The 22,627-nt window shown below is 44.4% G+C and carries 16 protein-coding genes and 2 pseudogenes; 8 read left to right on the forward strand and 10 right to left on the reverse strand.

What is annotated here, in order from left to right; genetic code table 11:
- Positions 1–91 precede the first annotated feature (91 nt).
- Together rimI and DSM107010_RS07910 are read left to right on the forward strand one after the other, a co-directional pair.
- Positions 92–760, forward strand: a complete 669-nt coding sequence (gene rimI, locus DSM107010_RS07905; protein ID WP_106169016.1) for a ribosomal protein S18-alanine N-acetyltransferase — start codon at positions 92–94, stop codon at positions 758–760.
- A gap of 397 nt (positions 761–1,157) precedes the next feature.
- Positions 1,158–3,632: an ATP-dependent Clp protease ATP-binding subunit gene (locus DSM107010_RS07910; protein ID WP_015157369.1), complete on the forward strand. Its 2,475-nt coding sequence runs from the start codon at positions 1,158–1,160 to the stop codon at positions 3,630–3,632.
- Positions 3,633–3,713: 81 nt separating this feature from the next.
- On the opposite strand, the gene DSM107010_RS07915 is transcribed toward DSM107010_RS07910, so the two are convergent.
- Positions 3,714–4,430 (reverse strand): SGNH/GDSL hydrolase family protein, encoded by a 717-nt coding sequence (locus DSM107010_RS07915; protein ID WP_158631749.1) that lies wholly within the window; start codon positions 4,428–4,430, stop codon positions 3,714–3,716.
- An 89-nt stretch (positions 4,431–4,519) separates the two neighbouring features.
- Positions 4,520–7,333, reverse strand: coding sequence for a hybrid sensor histidine kinase/response regulator (locus DSM107010_RS07920; RefSeq protein WP_127022724.1), 2,814 nt, complete (start codon positions 7,331–7,333; stop codon positions 4,520–4,522).
- Between the two features lie 734 nt (positions 7,334–8,067).
- Between DSM107010_RS07920 and DSM107010_RS07925 the strand changes: the two genes are divergently transcribed.
- Together DSM107010_RS07925 and crtO are read left to right on the forward strand one after the other, a co-directional pair.
- On the forward strand, positions 8,068–8,565 hold the full coding sequence (locus DSM107010_RS07925) for a molybdenum cofactor biosynthesis protein MoaE (protein ID WP_015157372.1): 498 nt from the start codon (positions 8,068–8,070) through the stop codon (positions 8,563–8,565).
- A 357-nt stretch (positions 8,566–8,922) separates the two neighbouring features.
- On the forward strand, positions 8,923–10,623 hold the full coding sequence (gene crtO, locus DSM107010_RS07930; protein ID WP_015157374.1) for a beta-carotene ketolase CrtO: 1,701 nt from the start codon (positions 8,923–8,925) through the stop codon (positions 10,621–10,623).
- A gap of 24 nt (positions 10,624–10,647) precedes the next feature.
- Here crtO and DSM107010_RS07935 read toward each other — a convergent pair whose 3' ends face one another.
- Positions 10,648–11,415 carry an amino acid ABC transporter ATP-binding protein gene (locus tag DSM107010_RS07935; protein ID WP_015157375.1) on the reverse strand — a complete coding sequence of 256 codons (768 nt, stop codon included), beginning with the start codon at positions 11,413–11,415 and terminating at the stop codon, positions 10,648–10,650.
- 168 nt (positions 11,416–11,583) lie between these two features.
- Here DSM107010_RS07935 and DSM107010_RS42860 point away from each other — a divergent pair.
- A pseudogene (locus DSM107010_RS42860) lies at positions 11,584–13,136 on the forward strand (ABC transporter permease subunit).
- Between the two features lie 176 nt (positions 13,137–13,312).
- Here DSM107010_RS42860 and DSM107010_RS07945 read toward each other — a convergent pair.
- The gene (locus DSM107010_RS07945) at positions 13,313–13,873 is read right to left on the reverse strand and encodes a thermonuclease family protein (RefSeq protein ID WP_106166602.1); all 561 of its coding nucleotides are present in this window, start codon (positions 13,871–13,873) and stop codon (positions 13,313–13,315) included.
- 89 nt (positions 13,874–13,962) lie between these two features.
- On the opposite strand from DSM107010_RS07945, the gene DSM107010_RS07950 reads away from it, so the two are divergent.
- Positions 13,963–15,123, forward strand: coding sequence for an anhydro-N-acetylmuramic acid kinase (locus tag DSM107010_RS07950; protein ID WP_106166603.1), 1,161 nt, complete (start codon positions 13,963–13,965; stop codon positions 15,121–15,123).
- Positions 15,124–15,272: 149 nt separating this feature from the next.
- Positions 15,273–16,802 (forward strand): annotated as a pseudogene (locus tag DSM107010_RS42865) (serine/threonine-protein kinase).
- Positions 16,803–16,895: 93 nt separating this feature from the next.
- On the opposite strand, the gene egtD reads toward DSM107010_RS42865, so the two are convergent.
- The 5 genes from egtD to DSM107010_RS07980 form a co-directional block, all read right to left on the reverse strand.
- A complete protein-coding gene (gene egtD, locus DSM107010_RS07960; RefSeq protein ID WP_106166604.1) occupies positions 16,896–17,933 on the reverse strand; it encodes an L-histidine N(alpha)-methyltransferase in 1,038 nt (345 codons plus the stop codon).
- 230 nt (positions 17,934–18,163) lie between these two features.
- The gene (locus tag DSM107010_RS07965) at positions 18,164–19,474 is read right to left on the reverse strand and encodes an SUMF1/EgtB/PvdO family nonheme iron enzyme (protein ID WP_181246300.1); all 1,311 of its coding nucleotides are present in this window, start codon (positions 19,472–19,474) and stop codon (positions 18,164–18,166) included.
- Positions 19,449–20,237 (reverse strand): ergothioneine biosynthesis protein EgtC, encoded by a 789-nt coding sequence (gene egtC / locus DSM107010_RS07970; RefSeq protein WP_015157381.1) that lies wholly within the window; start codon positions 20,235–20,237, stop codon positions 19,449–19,451. The genes DSM107010_RS07965 and egtC overlap by 26 nt, the downstream gene beginning before the upstream one ends.
- A 501-nt stretch (positions 20,238–20,738) precedes the next feature.
- Positions 20,739–21,149 carry a hypothetical protein gene (locus DSM107010_RS07975; protein ID WP_015157382.1) on the reverse strand — a complete coding sequence of 137 codons (411 nt, stop codon included), beginning with the start codon at positions 21,147–21,149 and terminating at the stop codon, positions 20,739–20,741.
- A 119-nt stretch (positions 21,150–21,268) separates the two neighbouring features.
- Positions 21,269–21,460 (reverse strand): hypothetical protein, encoded by a 192-nt coding sequence (locus DSM107010_RS07980; protein ID WP_015157383.1) that lies wholly within the window; start codon positions 21,458–21,460, stop codon positions 21,269–21,271.
- 57 nt (positions 21,461–21,517) lie between these two features.
- On the opposite strand from DSM107010_RS07980, the gene DSM107010_RS07985 reads away from it, so the two are divergent.
- Positions 21,518–22,099 carry a PadR family transcriptional regulator gene (locus DSM107010_RS07985; RefSeq protein WP_015157384.1) on the forward strand — a complete coding sequence of 194 codons (582 nt, stop codon included), beginning with the start codon at positions 21,518–21,520 and terminating at the stop codon, positions 22,097–22,099.
- Here the strand turns inward: DSM107010_RS07985 and mug are convergent.
- Positions 22,056–22,607: a G/U mismatch-specific DNA glycosylase gene (gene mug / locus DSM107010_RS07990; protein WP_106166605.1), complete on the reverse strand. Its 552-nt coding sequence runs from the start codon at positions 22,605–22,607 to the stop codon at positions 22,056–22,058. The genes DSM107010_RS07985 and mug overlap by 44 nt on opposite strands.
- Positions 22,608–22,627: the final 20 nt, after the last annotated feature.

Below are 22,627 nucleotides of genomic sequence, written 5' to 3' on the forward strand. Positions count from 1 at the left end.
TTAAGTTTACAATTGCTGCATGTTTAGTTATGCAATGAGTAGTAAGTCGTGAAAATACAAACGATCTAATAACTGCTACTCCCAATCCCTAATGAGTGCTTGCCTGTCAATCCAACCAATATTGCCATCTGTCCTACCTGCGGTACTGGAACTCGACAATCTTTGTTTCGGTAAACTATGGACTCTCGAAGCCTATCAACGCGAAATAGATAGCCCCAATAGCGAGTTACTAGGATTATTTCTGGAAAAAAATCAGGACAACCAGGACGAGGAGGCAGGTGAGCAGGTGGGCAACTACCAACTACCAACTACTAACTACCAACTACCAACTACCAATTACCAACTCCTAGCAATGGGCTGTTTCTGGGCAATTTTAGATGAAGCTCACGTTACCTTGCTGGCGGTTCATCCCGATTATCAGGGACGAGGTTTGGGACAAGCATTGCTTTGGGGATTGATGCAGGCTGCACGCGATCGCGCCTTGGAACGAGCGACTCTAGAAGTGAGGGAATCTAATCAACCAGCTATCTCTCTTTACAGCAAATTTGGTTTTCAACTAGCTGGGCGCAGGCGACGATACTACAAAGATACGAATGAAGATGCCCTAATTCTGTGGCAGAGTGGGTTGCAACAACCGAAGTTTCAAGCTAAGTTGACAGGCTGGCACGATCTGGCAAGCGATCGCCTCCAACAATCTGGTTTCAGCTTAAACGTTCAAAAACTAGAGATTACCCGTCCAGAGTCAAGAAATTTGAGCTAAAAAGCTTGACAAATGACTGATTTTATCCACATAATTTCTGGTTGGAAGCAATTACGCGGCTGAAATACTGATGGATTTATCCCGAATTAAAAGCGACAAGCAATCGCTTTTTCAGGCTGAGTCAAGGGCAGCAATGACAGCAGATAAGCGAAGCTTCTGAGTTGAGGCAAAAATTTTGGCTGCATAAGGCGGTTTTTGCCAGGTTCGATGGCGTAGTGACGCTCTTAGATATGGATTGCAAAGTAGGCGTGGATTAAAAAACTATTAACAAAAGATAAAGATTGCGCTCGCAGTAGGTGAATCCTGAGCTGGTTGTCGGTAATATCAATAGACAGCCAGATAATTAGCATGTGCTAAAATCAGCGTACCGGCACGACTCAGGTGATGGAATACAGCCATGTTTGAACGCTTCACAGAAAAAGCAATTAAGGTGATCATGCTGGCCCAGGAAGAAGCTCGCCGCCTGGGTCACAACTTCGTAGGCACAGAGCAGATCCTCCTGGGTCTGATTGGAGAAGGCACGGGCGTAGCAGCTAAAGTCCTCAAAACGATGGGTGTCAATCTCAAAGATGCCCGGATCGAAGTAGAGAAAATTATCGGACGCGGCTCGGGATTTGTAGCTGTAGAAATTCCCTTCACCCCAAGAGCGAAGCGGGTTCTGGAGCTATCTTTAGAAGAAGCTCGCCAATTAGGGCATAACTACATTGGCACTGAGCATCTCCTGTTGGGTCTGATCCGTGAAGGAGAAGGCGTAGCGGCTAGAGTGTTAGAAAACTTGGGAGTTGACCTATCGAAGGTACGCACTCAGGTAATTCGCATGTTGGGAGAAACGGCTGAAGTTTCGGCAGGCTCCCAGTCTGGACGCACCAAGACCCCCACATTGGACGAGTTCGGTTCCAATTTGACCCAAATGGCAGGAGAAGGCAAACTCGATCCTGTAGTCGGTCGTGAAAAAGAAATCGAGCGCGTGATTCAGATTCTGGGTCGGCGCACGAAAAACAACCCCGTGCTGATCGGGGAGCCAGGGGTAGGTAAGACTGCGATCGCTGAAGGTTTAGCCTCTCGGATCGCCAACAAAGACGTACCCGACATTTTGGAAGAAAAGCGCGTCGTCACCCTCGACATTGGCTTGCTCGTAGCAGGTACGAAATATCGAGGTGAATTTGAAGAGCGCCTGAAGAAGATCATGGACGAAATCCGTTCTGCTGGGAACGTGATTTTGGTAATTGACGAGGTGCATACCCTGATCGGTGCGGGTGCAGCAGAAGGGGCGATCGATGCAGCAAACATCCTGAAGCCAGCTTTGGCGCGGGGTGAATTGCAATGTATCGGTGCAACAACCCTTGATGAGTATCGCAAGCACATCGAGCGGGATGCAGCCCTAGAACGACGCTTCCAACCCGTGATGGTGGGCGAACCTTCCGTTGATGAAACGATTGAAATTCTCTTCGGACTGCGCGATCGCTACGAGCAGCACCACAAGCTGAAAATCTCCGATGCGGCGCTAGAAGCAGCAGCCAAACTGTCCGACCGTTATATTAGCGATCGCTACCTGCCAGACAAAGCCATTGACTTAATCGACGAAGCAGGTTCGCGGGTACGGTTAATTAACTCTCAGTTACCCCCAGCAGCGAAGGAATTAGATAAAGAACTGCGTCAAGTATTGAAAGAAAAAGACGACGCTGTACGCACTCAAGATTTCGACCGGGCGGGAGAACTGCGCGATCGCGAAATGGAACTAAGAGCAGAAATTCGAGCGATCGCTCAATCCAAAACAGGTACTACTAAGAGCGAGGGTGATGACTCTCCCGTAGTCACGGAAGAAGATATCGCTCAAATCGTTGCTTCTTGGACTGGCGTACCAGTCAACAAGCTGACCGAATCCGAGTCTGAAAAGCTGCTGCACATGGAAGACACCCTGCACCAGCGCTTGATCGGTCAAGAAGAGGCTGTTAGAGCGGTTTCTAAGGCAATTCGCCGCGCCCGTGTCGGCTTGAAGAATCCCAACCGTCCGATCGCTAGCTTCGTGTTCTCCGGTCCTACTGGGGTTGGTAAAACCGAGTTGACAAAATCTTTGGCGGCTTACTTCTTCGGCTCCGAAGATGCGATGATCCGCTTGGATATGTCTGAGTACATGGAACGGCACACCGTTTCTAAATTAATTGGTTCGCCTCCTGGTTACGTCGGTTATAACGAAGGCGGACAGTTAACAGAAGCCGTGCGTCGTCGTCCTTATACCGTCGTGCTATTCGACGAAATTGAAAAAGCACACCCCGATGTCTTCAACATGCTATTGCAAATTTTGGAAGACGGGCGGTTAACAGATGCCAAGGGACGTACAGTAGATTTCAAGAATACCTTGATCATTCTTACCTCTAACATTGGTTCTAAGGTAATTGAAAAAGGTGGCGGTGGAATCGGCTTTGAATTCTCCTCGGAAGATGCAGCCGAAACTCAATACAACCGCATTCGTTCCTTGGTGAACGAAGAGTTGAAGCAATACTTCCGTCCAGAGTTCCTCAACCGCTTGGATGAAATCATCGTCTTCCGTCAGTTGAGTAAGGCAGAGGTGAAAGAAATTGCCGATATCATGCTCAAGGAAGTCTTCGGACGCTTAACTGAGAAGGGCATTACCCTCACAGTTACCGAACGATTCAAGGATCGCTTGGTAGAAGAAGGCTACAACCCCAGCTATGGTGCTAGACCATTACGCCGCGCCATTATGCGCCTGTTAGAAGATAGCTTGGCAGAAGAAATTCTGTCCGGTCGCATCAAAGAAGGCGATGAAGCTGTGGTAGATGTCGATGACACTGGTAATGTAAAAGTGTTATCGCAAGAGCGCAAAGAGTTATTGCCTCAAGCAGCCGAGTAATTAGTTTAAGTTAATTTAAATTTGTAGGGTGGGCATTGCCCACCTTATTTATTGATTAATTTCTTTCAGCTCATCACGAATTCAATTTGCCTTCAACATTGCATCTTTAATAGCTTGATGCCCGAAATCATTAGGATGAATGAAATCGTTGCTAACTAAAGTACTAGCACCACGATTGAGCATGTACTGATAAACGTCTGCCCACTTAGTATGATATCGCCGCGCGATCGCTTTGGTTGCATCCCGATATTGCCGATGTTTTGTAGTAGAACCTGCATTATAGGGCGGGTAGAGAGAATAACCAGTAGGATTTATGTAAGGGGGAGAACCAATAACAATATGATTGGGAGGGATTCCATCTGAAATTAGTCCCGCTACTACTTCATCTAAATCATTTTGAAAGTTCATTGTCGAAAAATTAGCTCCGTTGTAGCGCAGATCGTTTAAGCCGTAGAGAATATAAACATAATTAGGAGAGCGCTGAATGATATCTTGCTGATAGCGATCGCGACCGTTATTTGCTAAAACTGGAACAGTATTTTGTAAAACTGTAGCCGAAATTGCTTGGTTATCTTCTTGCAGATTCAAAGCATTTGTTACTAAGGTAGACCAGCGATGACTACTGTTTGATGCACCGTCACCATACGTAATACTATCACCAAAAAAAATCGCGACTCGATGTCCAAAAGTTACACTCGCACTACCGTGTACGACGATCGCGATCGCTATGTATAGTACACCTAGTAAGATTGAATTTAGTAATAAAACTGAATGTTTAGAACTTTTGTAACTGTTCAATAGAAATACGCTCCTCAGCTGACGAGATTTTTTTCAATCTTGTCAAATCTAGTTAATTTTAAATCTAGTTAATTTTAAAATAACTCAAGCTATTCTGTATCCAACAACTGGCGAATAGTTCTTAGTAACTCTTGAGCAGTGTAGGGTTTGACCAAAAATGCCTTGACCCGATCGCTTACAGATGTCAATAATCGATCGTTTGCTGCCAACCCACTTGTAGCTATAATTTTGACCTCAGAATTCAGTTTTTGTAACGTGCGAATCGTCGTGACACCATCCATTGCAGGCATCATCATATCGACCATCACCACGCTAATTTCCGAGCGATGTTGCACGTAAATTGCGATCGCATCAATCCCGTCAACCGCAGTCAGGACTCGATAATTATGTGCTTCTAAAGAAGTTTTAATAATCTCGCGAATTGCTACTTCGTCATCTGCAACTAAAATCAATTCTCCATGACCAAATGGAATTTCTCGTTCGGGCGATCGTGGCTGTTCTTCAGCCTCTTTTGCAGGTAGATACACCTGAAATTGAGTTCCTTTTTTCTCCTCGCTCGTGACTTGAATAAATCCCCCGTGTCCTTTGACAATTCCAATTGCGGTAGAAAGTCCTAATCCAGTACCTTTCCCAATGTCTTTGGTTGTGAAAAACGGCTCGAAAATTCTCTCTTGCACTGCTTTTGACATGCCCATTCCTGTATCTGCAATGGTGATGACAACATATGCACCAGCCTTTGCTTCTAAATGCATCCCTGCATAGTGTTCGTCTACTAACAAGTTCTCAGCCGCAATTTTTAAAACTCCACCATTCGGCATTGCATCGCGAGCGTTGACGCACAAATTCATTAAAACTTGATGCAGTTGCGTAGCATTGCCAGCCACCGCCCATAAATCTGGGGCGATATCTGTATAAACTGCTATTGACTTAGGAAAAGTCTCTTTGATAACTTGTTTTATTTCTGCTAATAAATGTCGCAGTTGTAAAACTGTTTGTTGTCCTTCAACCCCACGAGCAAATGATAGCACTTGCTTGATCAAAGCCGCACCCCGCTTTGCATTAGTCTCGATTGTTTGTAAAATCTGCAAGTTGCGCATGTCGTAGGTTTTCAACTGCAACAGTTGGGCTGACATTAAAATTGGAGCCAAAATATTGTTTAAATCGTGAGCGATACCACTTGCTAAAGTACCGATACTTTCTAATCGCTGAGCGCGTAAAAATTGAGTTGTCAGTTGTTTTTTCTCAGTAATATCTGTATCGACGCATAAAATCGATTTGGGTTGTCCTTGTTCGTCGCGCATCAACGTCCAACGGCTTTCGACGACGATCTCTTTGCCAGCTTGCGACACTTTTTCTAACTCGCCATACCACTCACCTGTGCTAAGAACTGTTTGCAAAGCTTGGGCGTGTAAAGATGCTTTTTTGTATAACAGCTCAAATGCACTCGTGCCTATAGCCTCTGCTGCTGTCCAACCATACAGCCGCTCTGCACCGCGATTCCAATATAAAATGCGATCGCTACTGCAATCTTTGACCAAAATGGCATCGGTAGTGACATCTAATAAAGCAGCCTGTTGACGAATCTTCTGCGCCGCTTGCTTACTTTCAGTAATATCTTCAACAATATAAGCAAATCGAGCATGATGCTCTCGGTTGCCAGCAATTGCCGAAACTGTGGCTGAGAGCCATTTTTTCCCTAATGGTGTTTTGTGGGGGTACACAAATTTAACTGGAGTTTGGCTGCGTTCTGCTTCTCGGTAACGTTCGATCCAAGTTTGGATGTGATGCTGCGGTACTCCCATCTCGCTCGCAAGTCGGTGCTGCATCATCTGAGGAGAGAAGCCGAAAAAATTGGCAGCAGCAGCGTTGTCATAAATATGTAAAATATCGTTTTCGCGCAGTTCTACGATCCCCATCATCATGGAGGCGCTGTCATAGAAACTCCGCAGAATCGATTCGCTTTCTCCCAATGCGGCAGCTGCTGTAACGCGATCGCTAATATCGGTTAAAATGCTGACGAAATAGAGCAATGTTCCCGTATTTGAGAATACGGGGGTAATTTTTATCTCGCTCCAGAAGGTTTGTGCGTCAGCTCGATAATTTAATAGCGTAGTTTGCACTTCTGTATTTTGAGCAATCGCCCGCTCGATTTTGGCAATCGCTTGCGGATCTGTGGCTGTTCCACAAAGTAAGCGCCAATCTTTGCCTAATACTTCTGTTAGTTGGTATCCAGTCATGCCGCAGAAAACTGAATTAGCATAGACAATCGGACACCCATGCTGATGCGGATCGGTAATGAAAACCCCCTCAGAAACAGCAGCCATTGCTTGAGCCAGCATCAAATTTTTTGCCGATGCTTGTTTCAGAGCTGCAACTGAGCGATCGAACTGAGTATGAGCTATGGTTAAATCTGCTAACTTGCGCTGTAATTCTAACTGGGTAACGATCTGCTGGCTGAGAACTTTGAGTATGGCAATTTGTTCGGGATTTAACTCTCGCGGTACGTAATCGATGACGCACAAAGTTCCCAAGGCGTAACCTTCCGGTGTTACCAATGGTGCGCCAGCATAAAATCGAATTTGTGGATCTGTCGTGACGAGAGGATTAGTCGCAAATCTTTCGTCCTGCAAAGCATCTGGAACGATGAATACATCTCGTTGTAAGATTGCGTGAGCGCAAAAAGCTAAATCGCGATGGGTCTGAGTGACGGTTAAACCAACTTTAGACTTAAACCATTGCCGATCGCGATCGATCAGACTAATCAGAGCAATCGGGGTAGCGCAAATCCGAGCAGCGAAATGGGTAAGACTATCAAATTCAGCTTCAGGCTGAGTGTCTAAAATTTGGTATTTATTGAGGGCTGCAAGCCTCATAGCTTCATTTATAGGCGCTACAGCTTTCATACTCTTTCCTACGCTCAATTACGCTCTTTGATTATTTTTCCCCTTCGATCGCTCTGGAAAAACAAATAGCTTTGATTCCGTTTTTGCTGGCAGGTTATCTATTCTGAATCTTAGCGATCGAGGCAAATAGATCGCGATCGCTAGTTTATGCTGTTACTCCACTCTATTTATTTGGATAGATGACAAATACGTGAATATTGCTTTTGAATTACCGAAATCGCTATGGGGATCGCTAAAAAACCTTTTATTATAGTAATGTTTTTATTTGACTTTTGTTATATTTTTTTTGATAATTTTTAATCATTTTCAAACAAAATACATAAATCTAGAGAGTAATTATTTTGAGTAAAATTACTCAAATAAAGAAGCGATCGTAGTGCCGAAAAGCTAGTATATGCTATCGCTCTCTACAACACAATTGTCCCAATAGATAAAAAATCTATATAAAACTAAGTCGCAAATGCTGACGAAATTGTTGAGAAAAGTTAAGAAAGGTAGTTATCAGTTATCAGTTATCAGTTATTAGGGAGTAGAGAGTAGGGAGGACAAGGGAGACAAGGGAGCGGTCAGCCAACAACCAACAACCAACAACCAACAACCAACAACCAACAACCGTCAACTGCCTCCTGTCTCCTCGATTTTGACCTTTGACTTTTGACTTTTGACTTCTAACTGTAAACTTCTCGTGCCACTAAAATAAAAACAGTCCTTCTGAACGCAGAGAATAGGAAAACGTGAGCAACGCTGGAGTTACTACTAACTACCTCTCATCTCCAGTCAAAGCGAGATCGGAAGATAGCTTTGCGATAACTTTCGCACCTTTGTCTTTAGATGCATTCTATGCCCTTGCCGATGACCCAGGCAATGGAGCGATTGTCGTTATGAGTGGGATGGTGCGTAATCAAACTGACGGCAAACCAGTCGTATCGTTGGAGTATCAGGCATACGAACCGATGGCAATGCAGATTTTCAAGCAAATTGCGGCAGAGATTCGCCAACAATGGCAAGACGTGAATCGAGTCGCCATTCACCATCGCATCGGCAAGTTAAAAATTGGCGAAATTAGCGTTTTAGTCGGCGTAGGTTGTCCCCATCGTTCTGAAGCATTTGAAGCCTGTCGCTATGCGATCGACACGTTAAAGCATAATGCCCCGATCTGGAAAAAAGAACATTGGCAAGACGGATCTTCCAGTTGGGTGAGTATTGGGGCGTGCGAGACTCAAGGATGCTAAAAGGTTGGTACGGTGGGCAATGCCCACCCCACACTTAAGTTTTGACTCAATTAGTTGCTAAAACCCAAGGCAAAAATCAACACAGCACCTACTACTGCTAAGATTGAAAGCACCATACCTGCATTTGGACTACCTTTGAAGGAATAGTTTTTGTCATCCATTAGGTATACCTCTGTTTTACAAAGCTACACGTATTGTCACACTTTGGCGTTTTTGCGCGATCGGTCGCGCGAGAGAAATTGACTCAATGCGGCAGTAAAACATAGCCCTTATCTTTATCTTCTACCCCCAGACAATTGTATATTCTTTGACTTCTGCCTAATATCGGAAAGAGATAATCTGGCTGGAGTAGAGAATATGCAGGCTTATGATATTGTCATCATTGGGGCAGGACACAATGGCTTAGTGTGCGCGGCTTATTTATTAAAAGCCGGATATAGTGTTTTATTATTGGAAAAGCGCTCTGTTCCTGGTGGAGCAGCAACTACAGAAGAATGTTTACCTCAAGAAGCACCAGGATTCAAATTTAACCTTTGCGCGATCGATCACGAATTTATTCACCTTGGACCAGTCGTTCAAGAACTAGAACTAGAAAAATACGGATTGGAATATCTTTATTGCGATCCGGTGGTTTTTTGTCCGCATCCAGATGGCAAGTACTTTTTAGGTCATAAATCTGTTGAAAAGACTTGTGCGGAAATCGCCCGCTACAGTCAACGAGATGCAGAAAAATATGCTGAATTTACAGATTATTGGCAACGGGCGCTCGGTGCGATGATTCCGATGTTTAACGCTCCACCAAAGTCATTATTAGATATTCTCGGTAACTATGACATTACCAAAATAAAAGATTTATTTTCTGTCATTGGTTCTCCCTCAAAAACTTTAGACTTTGTGCGTACCATGCTCAGTAGTGGGGAGGACATGGTAAACGAATGGTTTGATTCTGAATTTTTAAAAGCACCCTTAGCTAGGCTCTCATCAGAACTGGGTGCGCCTCCTTCGCAGAAAACCCTTGGGATTGGTGCAATTATGATGGCAATGCGTCACGATCCGGGGATGGCTAGACCGCGTGGTGGTACGGGTGCATTAGTGCAAGCTTTAGTGAATCTAGTCAAAAGTAAGGGTGGTGAAATTCTTACCGACCAGCATGTAGAGAAGATTTTAATTGATAACGGTCGGGCTGTGGGTGTAAGAGTTGCTAATGGTCAAGAATATCGAGCTAACAAAGCTGTTATTTCTAACATTGATGCGCAGCGAATATTTCTACACATGGTAGATCCGAGCGAACTGGATGCTGCCGAACCGCATTTACGCGAAAGATTAGAACGTCGAATTGTCAACAATAATGAAACAATTCTTAAAGTCGATCTAGCAATTGATAAACCACTATGTTTTGAGCATCACGAACACAAAGATGAGTATTTAATTGGCTCAATTTTAATCGCCGATTCCGTCAGCCATGTAGAACAAGCACACAGTTTGTGTACGTTAGGGCAAATTCCCGATGCGAATCCATCTATGTATGTCGTCATGCCGACAGCGCTCGATCCTTCAATGGCTCCGGCTGGAAAGCATACAGTTTGGATTGAATTTTTTGCACCATATCAAATTGCTGGGGCAGAAGGTACGGGGTTAAAAGGGACGGGTTGGACGGATGAGTTGAAACACAAAGTTGCCGATCGCATCATCGATAAACTAGCAGAATACTCTCCTAATGTAAAAGATTCCATTATTGCCCGTCGAGTAGAAAGTCCGGCTGAATTAGGTGAAAGATTGGGTGCATATAAAGGTAATTATTATCATATTGATATGACTCTCGATCAGATGGTTTTCTTCCGTCCTTTGCCAGAAATAGCTAACTATAGAACTCCGATTGATGGCTTATTTCTCACGGGTGCGGGAACTCATCCAGGCGGATCGATTTCGGGAATGCCAGGGCGCAATTGTGCTAGGGTATTTTTGCAGACGCAAAATCCGCTATCGCAAACGTTTAAGGATGCAAGAGAGTCGGTGAAGTCAACTTTTGAATCCGTGTTTGGCACGAAACAAGATTGAATTTTCAGTTGAATTTTCAAATTCTTATTGATGGTCTAAATCGGGATTCAAACGGCTCAAAAACGTCCGCAGTCGATCGCTTCTCGGGCTGACTAAAACCTCCCGGGGCGATCCTTGTTCTTCAATTTGTCCTTGATGTAAAAACATAACGCGGTTGGCGACTTCCCGCGCGAATAGCATTTCGTGGGTAACGACGATCATTGTCATTCCGTCAGCCGCAAGTTGTTGCATCACGCGCAAAACTTCCCCTACCAGTTCTGGATCTAAAGCGCTGGTAGGTTCGTCAAATAGCATGATCTGGGGGTTCATGCACAAACTCCGAGCGATCGCGACTCGTTGTTTTTGTCCGCCAGAAAGCTGTTCGGGATAAACGTTAGCTTTTTCAGATAAGCCAACTTTTTCTAAATATTGTGCGGCAAGTTGGGCGCTTTCTTTTTTAGATTTTCCTAACACCTTTTGTTGTGCCAAAGTTAAGTTATCTAATACATTCAGGTGAGGAAACAAATTAAATTGTTGAAATACCATCCCGACTTGCGATCGCAGTTGACGCAGCACGTTGCGGTTGAGATTGGGACGCGATATATCAATATCGTTGACGACTAAACGTCCGCCATTAATGGCTTCTAGGCGATTGAAGCAGCGTAGCAGGGTACTTTTGCCACAACCAGAGGAACCAATAACAGCGACGACTTCACCGCGATAAATTTCACCGCTAATTCCTTTGAGGACTTTGAGGGAACCGAAGTTTTTCTCTACACCTTCAAATGCGATCGCGGGGGTAGTACTATTCATACCTACGTTGGAAGTGGTTTGAGTTGGTTACAGGGTATGTTGATTACACTCCACTTGATTGTATTCTATGGCACAATACTCTCGTGTAGAAGGGGATAAAAGGAAGTTTAACTCACTGAAATTTAACTCATTACTGCAAGTATAGAAAATGCATAAGGAAAAGAAATAATGGCTACAAGTACGATCCGGTGGTTGCGTCGGTATTTAGTTATCAGCTTATGCTGCTTGCTGCTAGCGATTGGCTGTGGTAGTAATAATTCTGGTACTGGTGGGACGGGGGATACAGGCGGTACGAAAACATTAACTGTGGGAACCGAACCCGCATTTGCGCCATTTGAGTTTAAAGGTACAAATGGTGAGTTGCAGGGGTTTAGTATCGATCTGATGAATGCGATCGCTAAGTCGGCTGGATTTACAGTCAATTTTCAAAGTTTACCCTTTGATGGTTTGATTCCCGCTTTACAGGGAAAAACGATCGACGCAGCTATTAGTAGCATGACGATTACTAAAGAGCGATCGCAAACAGTTGATTTCTCTCGTCCCTATTTTAAGGCAGGGTTGGCGATCGCGGTTCGGAGCGACAACCAAGATATTACGAATTTTGTAAGTCTCGAAAATAAAAGAATTGCCGTTCAAATTGGTACAACTGGGGCGGAAGAAGCCAAGAAAGTTGCAGGGGCGAAAATCAGTAGTTTTGATTCTGCACCTTTAGCTTTACAAGAATTGAAAAATGGTAATGTGGATGCAGTTATTAACGATGCACCCGTCACTTTATATGCAATTAAAAATGCTAACCTTTCAGGGATTAAAGTTGTCGGTCAATTGCTGACAGAAGAGTTTTACGGTATTGCTACGGCTAAAAATTCTCCTAACTTAGCTTTAATTAATCAGGGAATAGAGACAATTTTGGGTGATAATACATATGCTCAAATTTATAAAAAATGGTTTAATGCCGAACCGCCTAAATTGCCAGAGAAATCGCCATTTGCCAACTAAAAAACTCGGATCTCGCAATTATGACTAATGCATTCGAGATTATTTTTCAGGCAATTCCTACTCTACTAGCTGGTGCTTTAGTCACGCTCCAATTAACAGCCTTTTCTGTCCTTTTGGGATTAATTGGTGGTTCGTTAGTCGGAATTGCGCGACTTTCTCATATCGTACCTTTGCGCTGGGTGACGAGGGCATATGTCGATTTTTTTCGAGGTACGCCATTGTTAGTCCAAATCTTTATGATTTATTTTGGCTTACCCGCGATCGCTCAACAAATCGGGTTTGATTTTTCTCTGGATCGTTTAGCTGCGGCAGTGTTAGCTTTGAGTTTAAATAGCGCGGCATATATTGCTGAAATTGTTCGTGCGGGGATTCAATCAATTGAGTTAGGACAATCGGAAGCTGCTGAATCTTTGGGTTTAGATTCAGTTCAAACTATGCGCTATGTCATCTTTCCTCAAGCTTTCCGCCGCATGTTACCACCTTTGGGAAATGAGTTTATTACTTTACTTAAAGATACGAGTTTGGTAGCGGTCATTGGATTTGAAGAGTTGTTCCGCAAAGGACAGTTGATTGTTGCCACCAACTATCGCGCTTTTGAGATTTATGCAGCTGTAGCGATCGTCTATTTGTGTTTAACTCTGCTGTCTTCTCAAGGATTTTCTTGGTTAGAAAAGTGGCTTAATCCCGTGGCTCGGCAAAAGCAGCGATCGGCTAAGCTGAGTTAGGAAGTTTGTGAAATTGCCATTGGAAGTTAATGATAGTGTCACGCAAAGACGAGGACACTTCCGTGCGGGGGTGGCGCTATCGCGGACTTCGTTGCCCCCCATTGAAGCATGTCGCGTGAAAGTGTCCGTAGCAAAGACGCAAAGTAATTTTTTAAAGTATTTGCGCAAGGGGTTATTTACTTTTTGGCGCTGCGATACTTCCAAGGGGCGACGAATTGAGCATCGCTCCATACGCCTCGGTGCTGTGCTTGTGCTTGGGTTGCGGCTCGTTCTACCACTGCGGCACTGGGACAGTTTTTTAAGTAAGGTGTGTAGACTAATACCAATCCTTCCCGCGCCAAAACTTCTTGGACGAGAGTACCGTCACTCAAACGCACTTCGCTCACTTTTCGCCCGTAGCGATCGCTATCTGTAATTGTTAAATTAACGCGATCGCCTCCTTGATGAATTAATTTTTGTAACCGCTGCTGTGCCTGAAGTCCCCATTTAAATTGATCGACATCTACACGGCTTTGGCTCGCTCTTTCTTTTGCGGAATGGGGGATCTCTGGTGCATCCACGCAAGCAAAACGAACGGTAAACTCATCGCCCTTAGCGTTTACCACCCTGATAGTATCGCCGTCACTGACGCGCTTAACTGAATATGCCGCAGCACCATAGCGCGGCTGACATCCTGTTAAAAACAAAATAAAAATAATTGTGAATAAATACGGTAATAGCTTTCGGATGAGTTGCACTAGTAATGGGTAATGAGTAGTTGGTAGTTGGTGGTTGGTGGTTGCTCAGAATTACTCTGCTCCCTGCTCCCTTTCTTCACTGATAACTAATGACCTTAGTAGTTGGTTTAATTAGCGGTACGTCTGTTGATGGCATAGATGCCGCTTTGATAAATATTACAGGCAGAACTGAAGATATTCAGGTAGAACTGTTAGCGGCAAACACTTATCCTTATCCTACCGATTTGCGATCGCAAATTTTAGCAGCTTGTAAAGGTGAAGCCATCTCCATACCTCAATTAGCAGCTTTAGATGATGCGATCGCGCTGTGTTTTGCTCAAGCTGCTCAAAACATCCAAGCCGGACATCCTCCCGCCGAATTAATTGGTTCCCACGGACAGACTGTTTTTCACAGACCACCCGTTTTAACTAGTAGAGACGTTGCGGGCAACGCCTCTACTACTCTCGGCTACAGCCTTCAACTAGGACGCGGGGCTGTTATTGCTCAACTCACAAATACTCCAACAGTCAGTAATTTTCGAGCAGCAGATATTGCTGTAGGAGGTCATGGAGCACCTTTAGTGCCGAAAGTTGACGCTTACCTGCTCAGTCACCTTCATGAGGCGCGATGCGTCCAAAATCTCGGTGGAATTGGAAATTTAGCCTATCTTCCTCCCCGCAGTCATGTCAACTGGGAGGAGAAAGTCAGAGGTTGGGATACGGGACCAGCCAATACTTTATTAGATCTCGCAGTCCAGCACTTAACTGATGGCGCACAAACTTACGATCGCGATGGCAATTGGGCAGCTAGCGGTACTCCTTGTCATCCTCTTGTAGAGCAATGGCTCAATCAAGATTTCTTTCACCTCCCACCACCCAAATCGACAGGACGAGAGTTATTTGGCTGGGAATACTTACAACAATGTTTGGTTGATGCTCGAAGTTACCAATTGAGTGCATCTGACTTGCTAGCAACTTTGACAGAATTCACGGTTGCGTCAATCGTGCATAGTTACCGGACATTTTTACCGCAAATGCCAGAGCGAGTCTTTTTATGTGGCGGTGGTAGTCGAAATTTATATTTAAAACAACGACTGCAAATTCATCTAGACATACCAGTTTTAACAACAGATGAAGCAGGATTAAGCGCCGATTTTAAAGAGGCGATCGCATTTGCCGTTCTAGCCTACTGGCGACAACAAGGCATACCTGGCAACTTACCTCAAGTGACTGGGGCAAAGCAAGCAGTGTTGTTGGGTGAGCTTGTGTGAGTGGTTAGTGGCTGGTAGCTAGTGGCTGGACTTTTCTCTCTAGCCACTAGCCACTAGCCACTAGTCACTGATAACTGATAACTGATTTTGGGCAGAATACTAATGACAACTAGAGACCACAAATTTTTGCTGTGGCGGAACTTTAATTCATGCGAGATCCCAATCTCAACCGCATACTTGCTAACCGCTATCAACTTCAACAGGTGCTTGGAGCAGGGGCAATGGGTCAAGTCTATCTTGCCCACGATAAATTGTTAGGAGGAGTTCCCGTTGCTGTCAAATTACTAAGTATATCGATTCATAATAAAAAACTTCGCGTGCAAGAACGTTTTGAACAAGAAGCGAAAACCTGCGCTATCTTGGGTCAAAAAAGCATTCATATCGTCCGCGTCATGGATTACGGTGTTGTAGAGGAGAATGGTACACCGTTCTACGTGATGGAATACTTAAAAGGGAAAAACTTGAGCGATGTAATTCGCAATTATGCTCTATCACTACCGAGGTTTTTGAGTATCGGACGGCAAATTAGTCTTGGTTTAGAATGCGCTCACCAAGGAATTCCAGTTGATGGAAAAACTTATCCAATTATCCATCGGGATATTAAACCAAGTAACGTTTTATTAATTCAAGATAATAGTTTGGGAGAATTAGCGAAACTATTAGACTTTGGTATTGCTAAGTTACTCCAAGCAGATAGCAGTCAGACTCGATACTACATGGGGACGTTTGCTTATTCTTCTCCAGAACAAATGGAGGGTAGCGAACTTACTAATCGTTCTGATATTTATAGTTTGGGAGTCATGCTATTTGAGATGCTGACGGGTAATATCCCGATTCAAGCCAACACGGACTCATTTGGAGGTTGGTTTAAAGCCCACCACTATCAACCACCCCGTTCTTTTGAGACATCGGAACCAAAGTTTCCCATTCCGCCACAGTTGAAAGATTTGGTCATGAGCTGCTTGGCGAAAGCACCTAGCGATCGCCCGCAAAACGTCAGTGAAATTATCAAGGTTTTTACCCTGCTCGAATAGCCGCGCGATCGGTCTTTACCTTTAACGACTCAACCCATAACACCACAAACGCCAAGTAGCAGTAATGAGCCAGCGAATACGATTGTTGCACCACAGAAAGGTCAACTCACCACAGATGCTATTTGTCGGCTAACTCGTTGGCCGCAAAATAAACCGATCGCAGATATTGTTTTTCCTCAATCAATCCAAATTAACGATGAAGAGAGTCCTGCTTTGTGGGTGATGTTATCCCAAATAGAAGTGAATAAACGTTTGGTTAATAGAACCTACAACCACTTCTTATTTATCACCTCGCCTTCTCCCATGATGCTATGGATTACTGCTCTCCATCACCGTGCTTATGGGACAAAATGGTTGACTTACTATCTCGATTTAAAAAATAGTCAAAATCGAGACTTAATTCAATCAATCGGCATCAAGGGATACTATCGCGTCCTTCTATTTGCGCGCGAAACTCCACAATATGCTAGCTCTTGCTTATTAATTCATGTTGCCTCTAGTCAAGGAATACTGTTGCAACAATGGTATCTCCTCAGTCAATCTTCAAATATTCATGGTGATGTGCAGTTGAGTAAAAGTTTGCTGAAGCAGGAATACGAGAAGATCAAACCACAAATTTTAATGAAATTGGAAGCAAGTGTTTGATGGTCAGTTATCAGTGAGTAGTGACTGGTGGCTAGTGGCTCGACTCTTATCTAGTCACTAGCCACTAGTCGCTAGCCACTCACTATTTACTACTCACTTCTTTTGACATAGCAACAAACCGAACCAATTTTTGGTATCCGTCCAAGTTTGGATGGGGATTAATCCTTGTATTTGTAGTTGTTGCTGTAGGGTTTTGAGGTTGAACTTACGAGAAATTTCAGTTCTGATTGTTTCTCGATCGGCAAATTCAACGGTTAAATTGAGCGATCGCATCTGTACAGTTTGCGATCGCAAGCTTCGCAAATGCATTTCAATTTGATGCTCGGTTTCGTTATAGAAAGCCCAATGCTCGAAGTTTTGCAGGTCAAAATTGCTGTCATAGCGCCAGTTTAAGTGTTGCAGCATATTGAGGTTAAATGCTGCCGTGACTCCTTGGCGATCGTTGTAAGCTGCCTCCAAAACTGATTTTGGCTTTTGCAAATCTACACCCAATAAGAAATACTCTCCTACTTCAAGTGCTGCAAAAATCCGGGCGAAAAACTCATCAGATTCTGAAGGGGTCAAATTGCCTAAAGTACTACCAATAAAACAGATCGTGCGACTGGGTAAAAGAGTTGGCGCGAGTCGTTCTAGTGCAAGTTCGTAGGTACTGGCTAAAGCGCGAACTTTGAGCGTGGTATAGTCGGCTAAAAGTTGTCTGGCACTGCTCTCTAGTATTCCCGCGCTGACATCCACTGGAATGTAGTGTAGTGGGTATCCCAGTTTGTGATAAGCATCCAAGAGAATGCGCGTTTTAGTCGAGCTACCGCTACCCAATTCGACGAGTTCGCACGCACCTGTTAGCCGCGCAATTTCAGTTGCATATTTTTGCAGGATAGCTGTTTCGGTGCGCGTCAGATAGTACTCTGGTAATTCGCAAATTTGCTCGAATAACTGCGAACCTCGGTCATCGTAGAAGTATCGCGGTGGGAGGGTTTTAGGCGTTTGAGTCAATCCCGCGATCGCGTCTTTTCCTTCTGTGAGTCGGCTAGTCGCGATCGCTGCGGGAGCGATGAGATTCTCTATCTGCAAGCGTTGCTCGATGGAACGGGGATAGATATTGCTTGCAGTTTCAAATATGGACACGCTCAACCTCCGTCAAATTTAAACATACCAATCGCGATCGCCGATTTGCAATAGTCTGCGACCTTCAGAAGTAAAACACAAAGCCAATTAGCAAAAAATCATGCTGGAGTTAGATCAACTCAGCTACTACCAATTCCTTACGCATTTTCCCATAAAATTGTCAGTTATTAGTGACTAGTAGCTAGTGGCTGGTGGCTAGAAAAGAGTTTAGTTGCTAGTCACTAGCCACCAGCCACTCATTTCTTCGCACACCGAAACCCTGCCAAGATTTGCCGCACGCCTGGATGATACCAATTGCGAAAACTCGCTCTTAGCGCCCAAGGACGAGTTGCCCAACTGCCACCTTTGAGAACTTGATGCTGTCCGTCAAAATAAACTTGGGAATAACCAGTGTACGGATAACTGGCAAAACCTGCGTAGCCATCAAATACACAAGCAGTCCATTCCCAAACATTGCCCAACATATCTTCACAACCATAGGCGCTGCGTCCGTTGGGATGAGCGTTGACTGGTGTTGTTTGGGCGATCGCGTAGTTATGATTACACCGATCTAGGTTTGGCTCTATTTCTCCCCAAGGATAGGTACGATGATGACTATTTAATGCATCCCAGCTAGCAGCTTTTTCCCATTCGGCTTCTGTGGGCAAGCGTTTATCGGCAAATTTGGCATAAGCTTCGGCTTCGTACCAACTGACACCACAAACGGGATGATTATCGTATTGCGGATCTTCTAACCAGTAAAGGGGTCGAGCGATTTGTTCTTGTTGCAACCATTGCCAACCATTTTCTGACCACCACACCGGATTTTGATAGCCTCCCGCCTTCATAAACAGGCGATATTCAGCGCAAGTCACGGGATAGCGATCGATCCAGTAGGTATCTAAATAAACTTGATGTGCTGGACGCTCGTTATCTAAAGCGTCAGTGGTATTACTCCCCTGCTCGAAATATCCAGCAGGGATTTTTATCATTTGATTTTGGTAGTTGGTAGTTGGTAATGGGTAATGGGTATTTTCTTCCCCAGCCTCCCCAACTCCCCCAACTCTCTTTTCCCTGCTCCCTGCTCCCAGCTCGTCCCTGCTCCCTGATAATTGCAATAAAAACGCGATCGTCTCGCAGTGCTGGCTTTCGTGTTGTAGCATCCAGCGCCAGAGGCGTTCGTGTCGATCTAAGTCTATTGTTTCTAGGATTTGGAAAATTTCTTTTCTGACTGTATCTAGATAGTGACGAATAACGGCTTTACCTGGCAACTTAACGCGATCGCATTTTGGTAAACCGTCAGCCATAAATAGGCGGCGGTGTTCGGAAAATAACGGTGCTAGTCCCGCACTGCGCTCTCGCAACCACAGGGATTCTGTGTAGGCAATATGACCGAAATGCCATCCCACAGGGCTAAAGTCGGGGTGTACTTGAGCGCGGAAAGTTTCCTCGTCTACTTGCTCGAATATAGCTAAAGTTCCTTGACGACACTGCTCGTACCATTCTTTTAGTTGGTGACGTTGCTGGGGGCGATCGCTTGCTCTAAATTTGATGGAACTGGATTTCAAGGTCTTCTCCTACACTGACGATGCTATGTTCTGGCATAGAGTGCCAGTCACCTTTAAATAAAGGTTCGGAAGCAATGATGACTGCGGCTGGAAATGCTGGATCGTCTCGCAGCCAGTAGAGAGAGGGAGAGTTGCGATCGCTGGCAAAACGAGCAGCAATTAGACGCTTGCCGTCGCTTATCAGCAAGTTGGCGGAAGCTCTAGTTTGATGGGACTTAGCCAATAGATCGAGATTGTTTATGGTAGCTGATAATGCTTGCTCTAAACTCATAGATGGATTGGCTTGGACTTCATCTAGTAATAGCGCAAATATGTGTTCTGAGTCAGTACTACCTTTAATTGCCTGGTAAGCAAAATCGCTGAGGCGATCGCGGATCGGACGATAGATGGTTTGACGAAAGTTTTCTACCCGCCCGTTGTGAATGCACAAAAGCTTTTGATTGTCAAACGGTTGGCAGTTACTTAAATCGACTGCTTGTCCCAGCGTAGCACTGCGGACGTAGGCAAGCACGCAGCCAGACTCGACATAACGACTCAAACTGGGCAGATTGAGATCGTTCCAAATGGGTAGGACGCTTTTATAGGCAAACGGATTAGTATCGCGTTGGGCGTGATACCAACCAACTCCAAAGCCGTCTGCATTGAGCAATCCAGAATTCATCTCGCGGGGTTGATAGCTTTGGACGATCAACGAGTGTTCTGGTTTGTACAGCAGTTTTTCTAGCGATACGGTTTCACCGAGGTAGCCAAGTAAACGGCACATACTCAGGTATTTATACTTGCGTTACAGTTGATACTATGCTCTCTAGCTGAGAATTCCATGAGTGTTAGCTAAAATTCTTCTAGCAACCAGAAAAGCAAAATTTTACACAGTTTCACATTTTAGCGTGCGATCGCCTTTTATGACACAAGTTAAAAGTCAAAAGTCAAGAAACCTTTTGTGAGCAGTGTATTTGAAATGCTCAAGATCTTGGTTAAAGATATTCCTCATCATGATGAAGGCTTTAGACTCTTATTTTCTGCTAGTCTTTTTTCTCAATATCAAGCAGAGTTAACCTAGATAAACTACTATTTCTATTCATACCATTTTGATCTGACTGCGCCACGGAAGATCCCCCCAACCCCCCTTAACAAGGGGGGCTATGAGCGACCGATTTAGTGCAAGCATAAATAGAATTGGTATCACTATTAACTACTTTTATTTGAGACTAAATTAAAGGACTGGCAAGATGCCAGCCCCTCAAAATCTTCAAATGACCAATGACTAATGACTATTTAGCAACTGCGTTACTTCTGCATGTGCTAACACAACAGCCGGTTCTTGCTGAAAGGCTTTGTAGTATCTTCTAGCAAATTCATCGCCTGTTTCAGATGGTGTTAATAGCGTGCGAGTGTAAGCAGTCAACTCTTTGATAATACCTGGCGTAACTGGCTCATCTGCTTGCAACATTTCATCAATTTGCACGATTAATTCAGAGATGCGATGTAGCCAAGCAAATTGTTCGCGATCGATCGCTAATTGCAACAGTTCTCCACTCGATACTCGCCCGCTAACTTGTTCGTAAGCAATGCGTTCGGTATCTAACAATATACGGTGTAAATAGAGCAATTTATTACGCAGATCGCGCAGATATTGATGTCGATGTATTCGTTGTAGCAATTTGTGAGAAGTCAATGGAATCCATCCTCCCGTTACAATAGTCTTTAATCGTTGAAATTTTTGCTGCTGCGGTATTTATTACAGATGGAGTTTAACAGTTAACGGCTTTTGACAATATACGTACGAATCGCAACTTAGATTTGATGGGCAGGCGATCGCGACTCTTTTATTGTTAGCACTTTATCGTTAACACAGTTCCATCTACCCGTCTCCTCAACGTTCTGCGTCCGAGCCTTGCGTCTTTGTGTCAGCGCTCTTTGTCGTGGTAAGTCGTTATCAGCATCATAATTGATGCCTCTTATATATGACTTATCGTATAGTAACATAAGATTAGATCGGTAGTAAAAGATGGGGAATTTACTACCTTATATACAGAAAACCGTATGTCATTAGCACACGCAATATTGGGCTTCCTCCTACAAGCAAAAAGGACAGGGTATGACTTGAAAACGAGCTGCTTCGATCGCTGCATGACTTACTTATGGTCTGCGGATCAGGCACAAATTTATCGAACCCTTGATAAACTAGTCGAGCAAGGATGGATTACCTATAAGGTTGAAATTCAGTGCGATCGCCCCAACCGTAAAGTTTACAGCGTCACTGAAGCAGGAAAAGCCGAATTAACTCAGTGGCTACAAAGCCCTCAACCCATACCAACAGTAAGAGATCCACTACCAATTCAATTATTTTTCGCCGCACATCTGTCAAATGAAGCTACGATTCACTTATTAGAACGACAGCTAGCAGCACGACGTGACAAGTTGGCTGAATGCGAACAAATAGAACTACCAACGTTGAGCAATCCTATACACAACCGCGAACAGTTGATGCAACGACTGGTATTAGAACTAGCAATCCGCAAAGAACAGACTTATATTGATTGGTTAAAGACAGCGATCGAGGTACTCACTCAAGACGCGCTCAATCCTTCACCGCCAGCAGCAATTCTCGATACACCCGCGTAAGATCTGCTATTTGATAATGAGCGTTTAACCCACTGGGGTTAGGTAATACCCAAATCGTTGTGCCGGACGATAACTCAGCTTGTCTTCCCATGATAGCTTTGGGTTGATAAAATGCTGTCCGATAGGCGCTGATACCCAAAATAGCTAAAAATCGCGGTTGATATTGTTCGATCTTGACTGCTAAGTGTTGTTGACCGAAGATCAATTCTTCAGCTTTTAACTCATCTGCCCTAGCCGTGGCGCGATCGACGATATTTGTCAAACCATAACCAAACTGTAACAGATCCCGGTCTTCAAACGGTGACAGTATCCGTTCTGTGTAACCCGCAGCGTGAAGCGATCGCCAAAAGCGATTTCCTGGGCGAGCAAAGTGATGTCCGACAGCAGCACTATAGAGACTAGGATTAATCCCGCAAAACAAAACATTTAAATTTGGAGCAATAATATCTGGAACCGTGCGCCCGTATGCCGCTTGAATTTCTGCCGTGGTAGGTTTGCGTTGCACCATCTCCTCACATTAAATTCAGC

The organism is Chroococcidiopsis cubana SAG 39.79, assembly GCF_003991895.1.
GTDB classification, from domain to species: Bacteria; Cyanobacteriota; Cyanobacteriia; order Cyanobacteriales; family Chroococcidiopsidaceae; genus Chroococcidiopsis; species Chroococcidiopsis thermalis.

Coding starts and splice junctions, on each gene's coding strand:
- rimI (WP_106169016.1), top strand. CDS start 92: ATGAGTGCTTGCCTGTCAATCCAACCAATATTGCCATCTGTCCTACCT.
- DSM107010_RS07910 (WP_015157369.1), top strand. CDS start 1,158: ATGTTTGAACGCTTCACAGAAAAAGCAATTAAGGTGATCATGCTGGCC.
- DSM107010_RS07920 (WP_127022724.1), bottom strand. CDS start 7,333: ATGAAAGCTGTAGCGCCTATAAATGAAGCTATGAGGCTTGCAGCCCTC.
- crtO (WP_015157374.1), top strand. CDS start 8,923: ATGCAGGCTTATGATATTGTCATCATTGGGGCAGGACACAATGGCTTA.
- DSM107010_RS07935 (WP_015157375.1), bottom strand. CDS start 11,415: ATGAATAGTACTACCCCCGCGATCGCATTTGAAGGTGTAGAGAAAAAC.
- DSM107010_RS07950 (WP_106166603.1), top strand. CDS start 13,963: ATGACCTTAGTAGTTGGTTTAATTAGCGGTACGTCTGTTGATGGCATA.
- egtC (WP_015157381.1), bottom strand. CDS start 20,237: ATGTGCCGTTTACTTGGCTACCTCGGTGAAACCGTATCGCTAGAAAAA.
- DSM107010_RS07980 (WP_015157383.1), bottom strand. CDS start 21,460: ATGTTACTATACGATAAGTCATATATAAGAGGCATCAATTATGATGCT.
- DSM107010_RS07985 (WP_015157384.1), top strand. CDS start 21,518: ATGTCATTAGCACACGCAATATTGGGCTTCCTCCTACAAGCAAAAAGG.
- mug (WP_106166605.1), bottom strand. CDS start 22,607: ATGGTGCAACGCAAACCTACCACGGCAGAAATTCAAGCGGCATACGGG.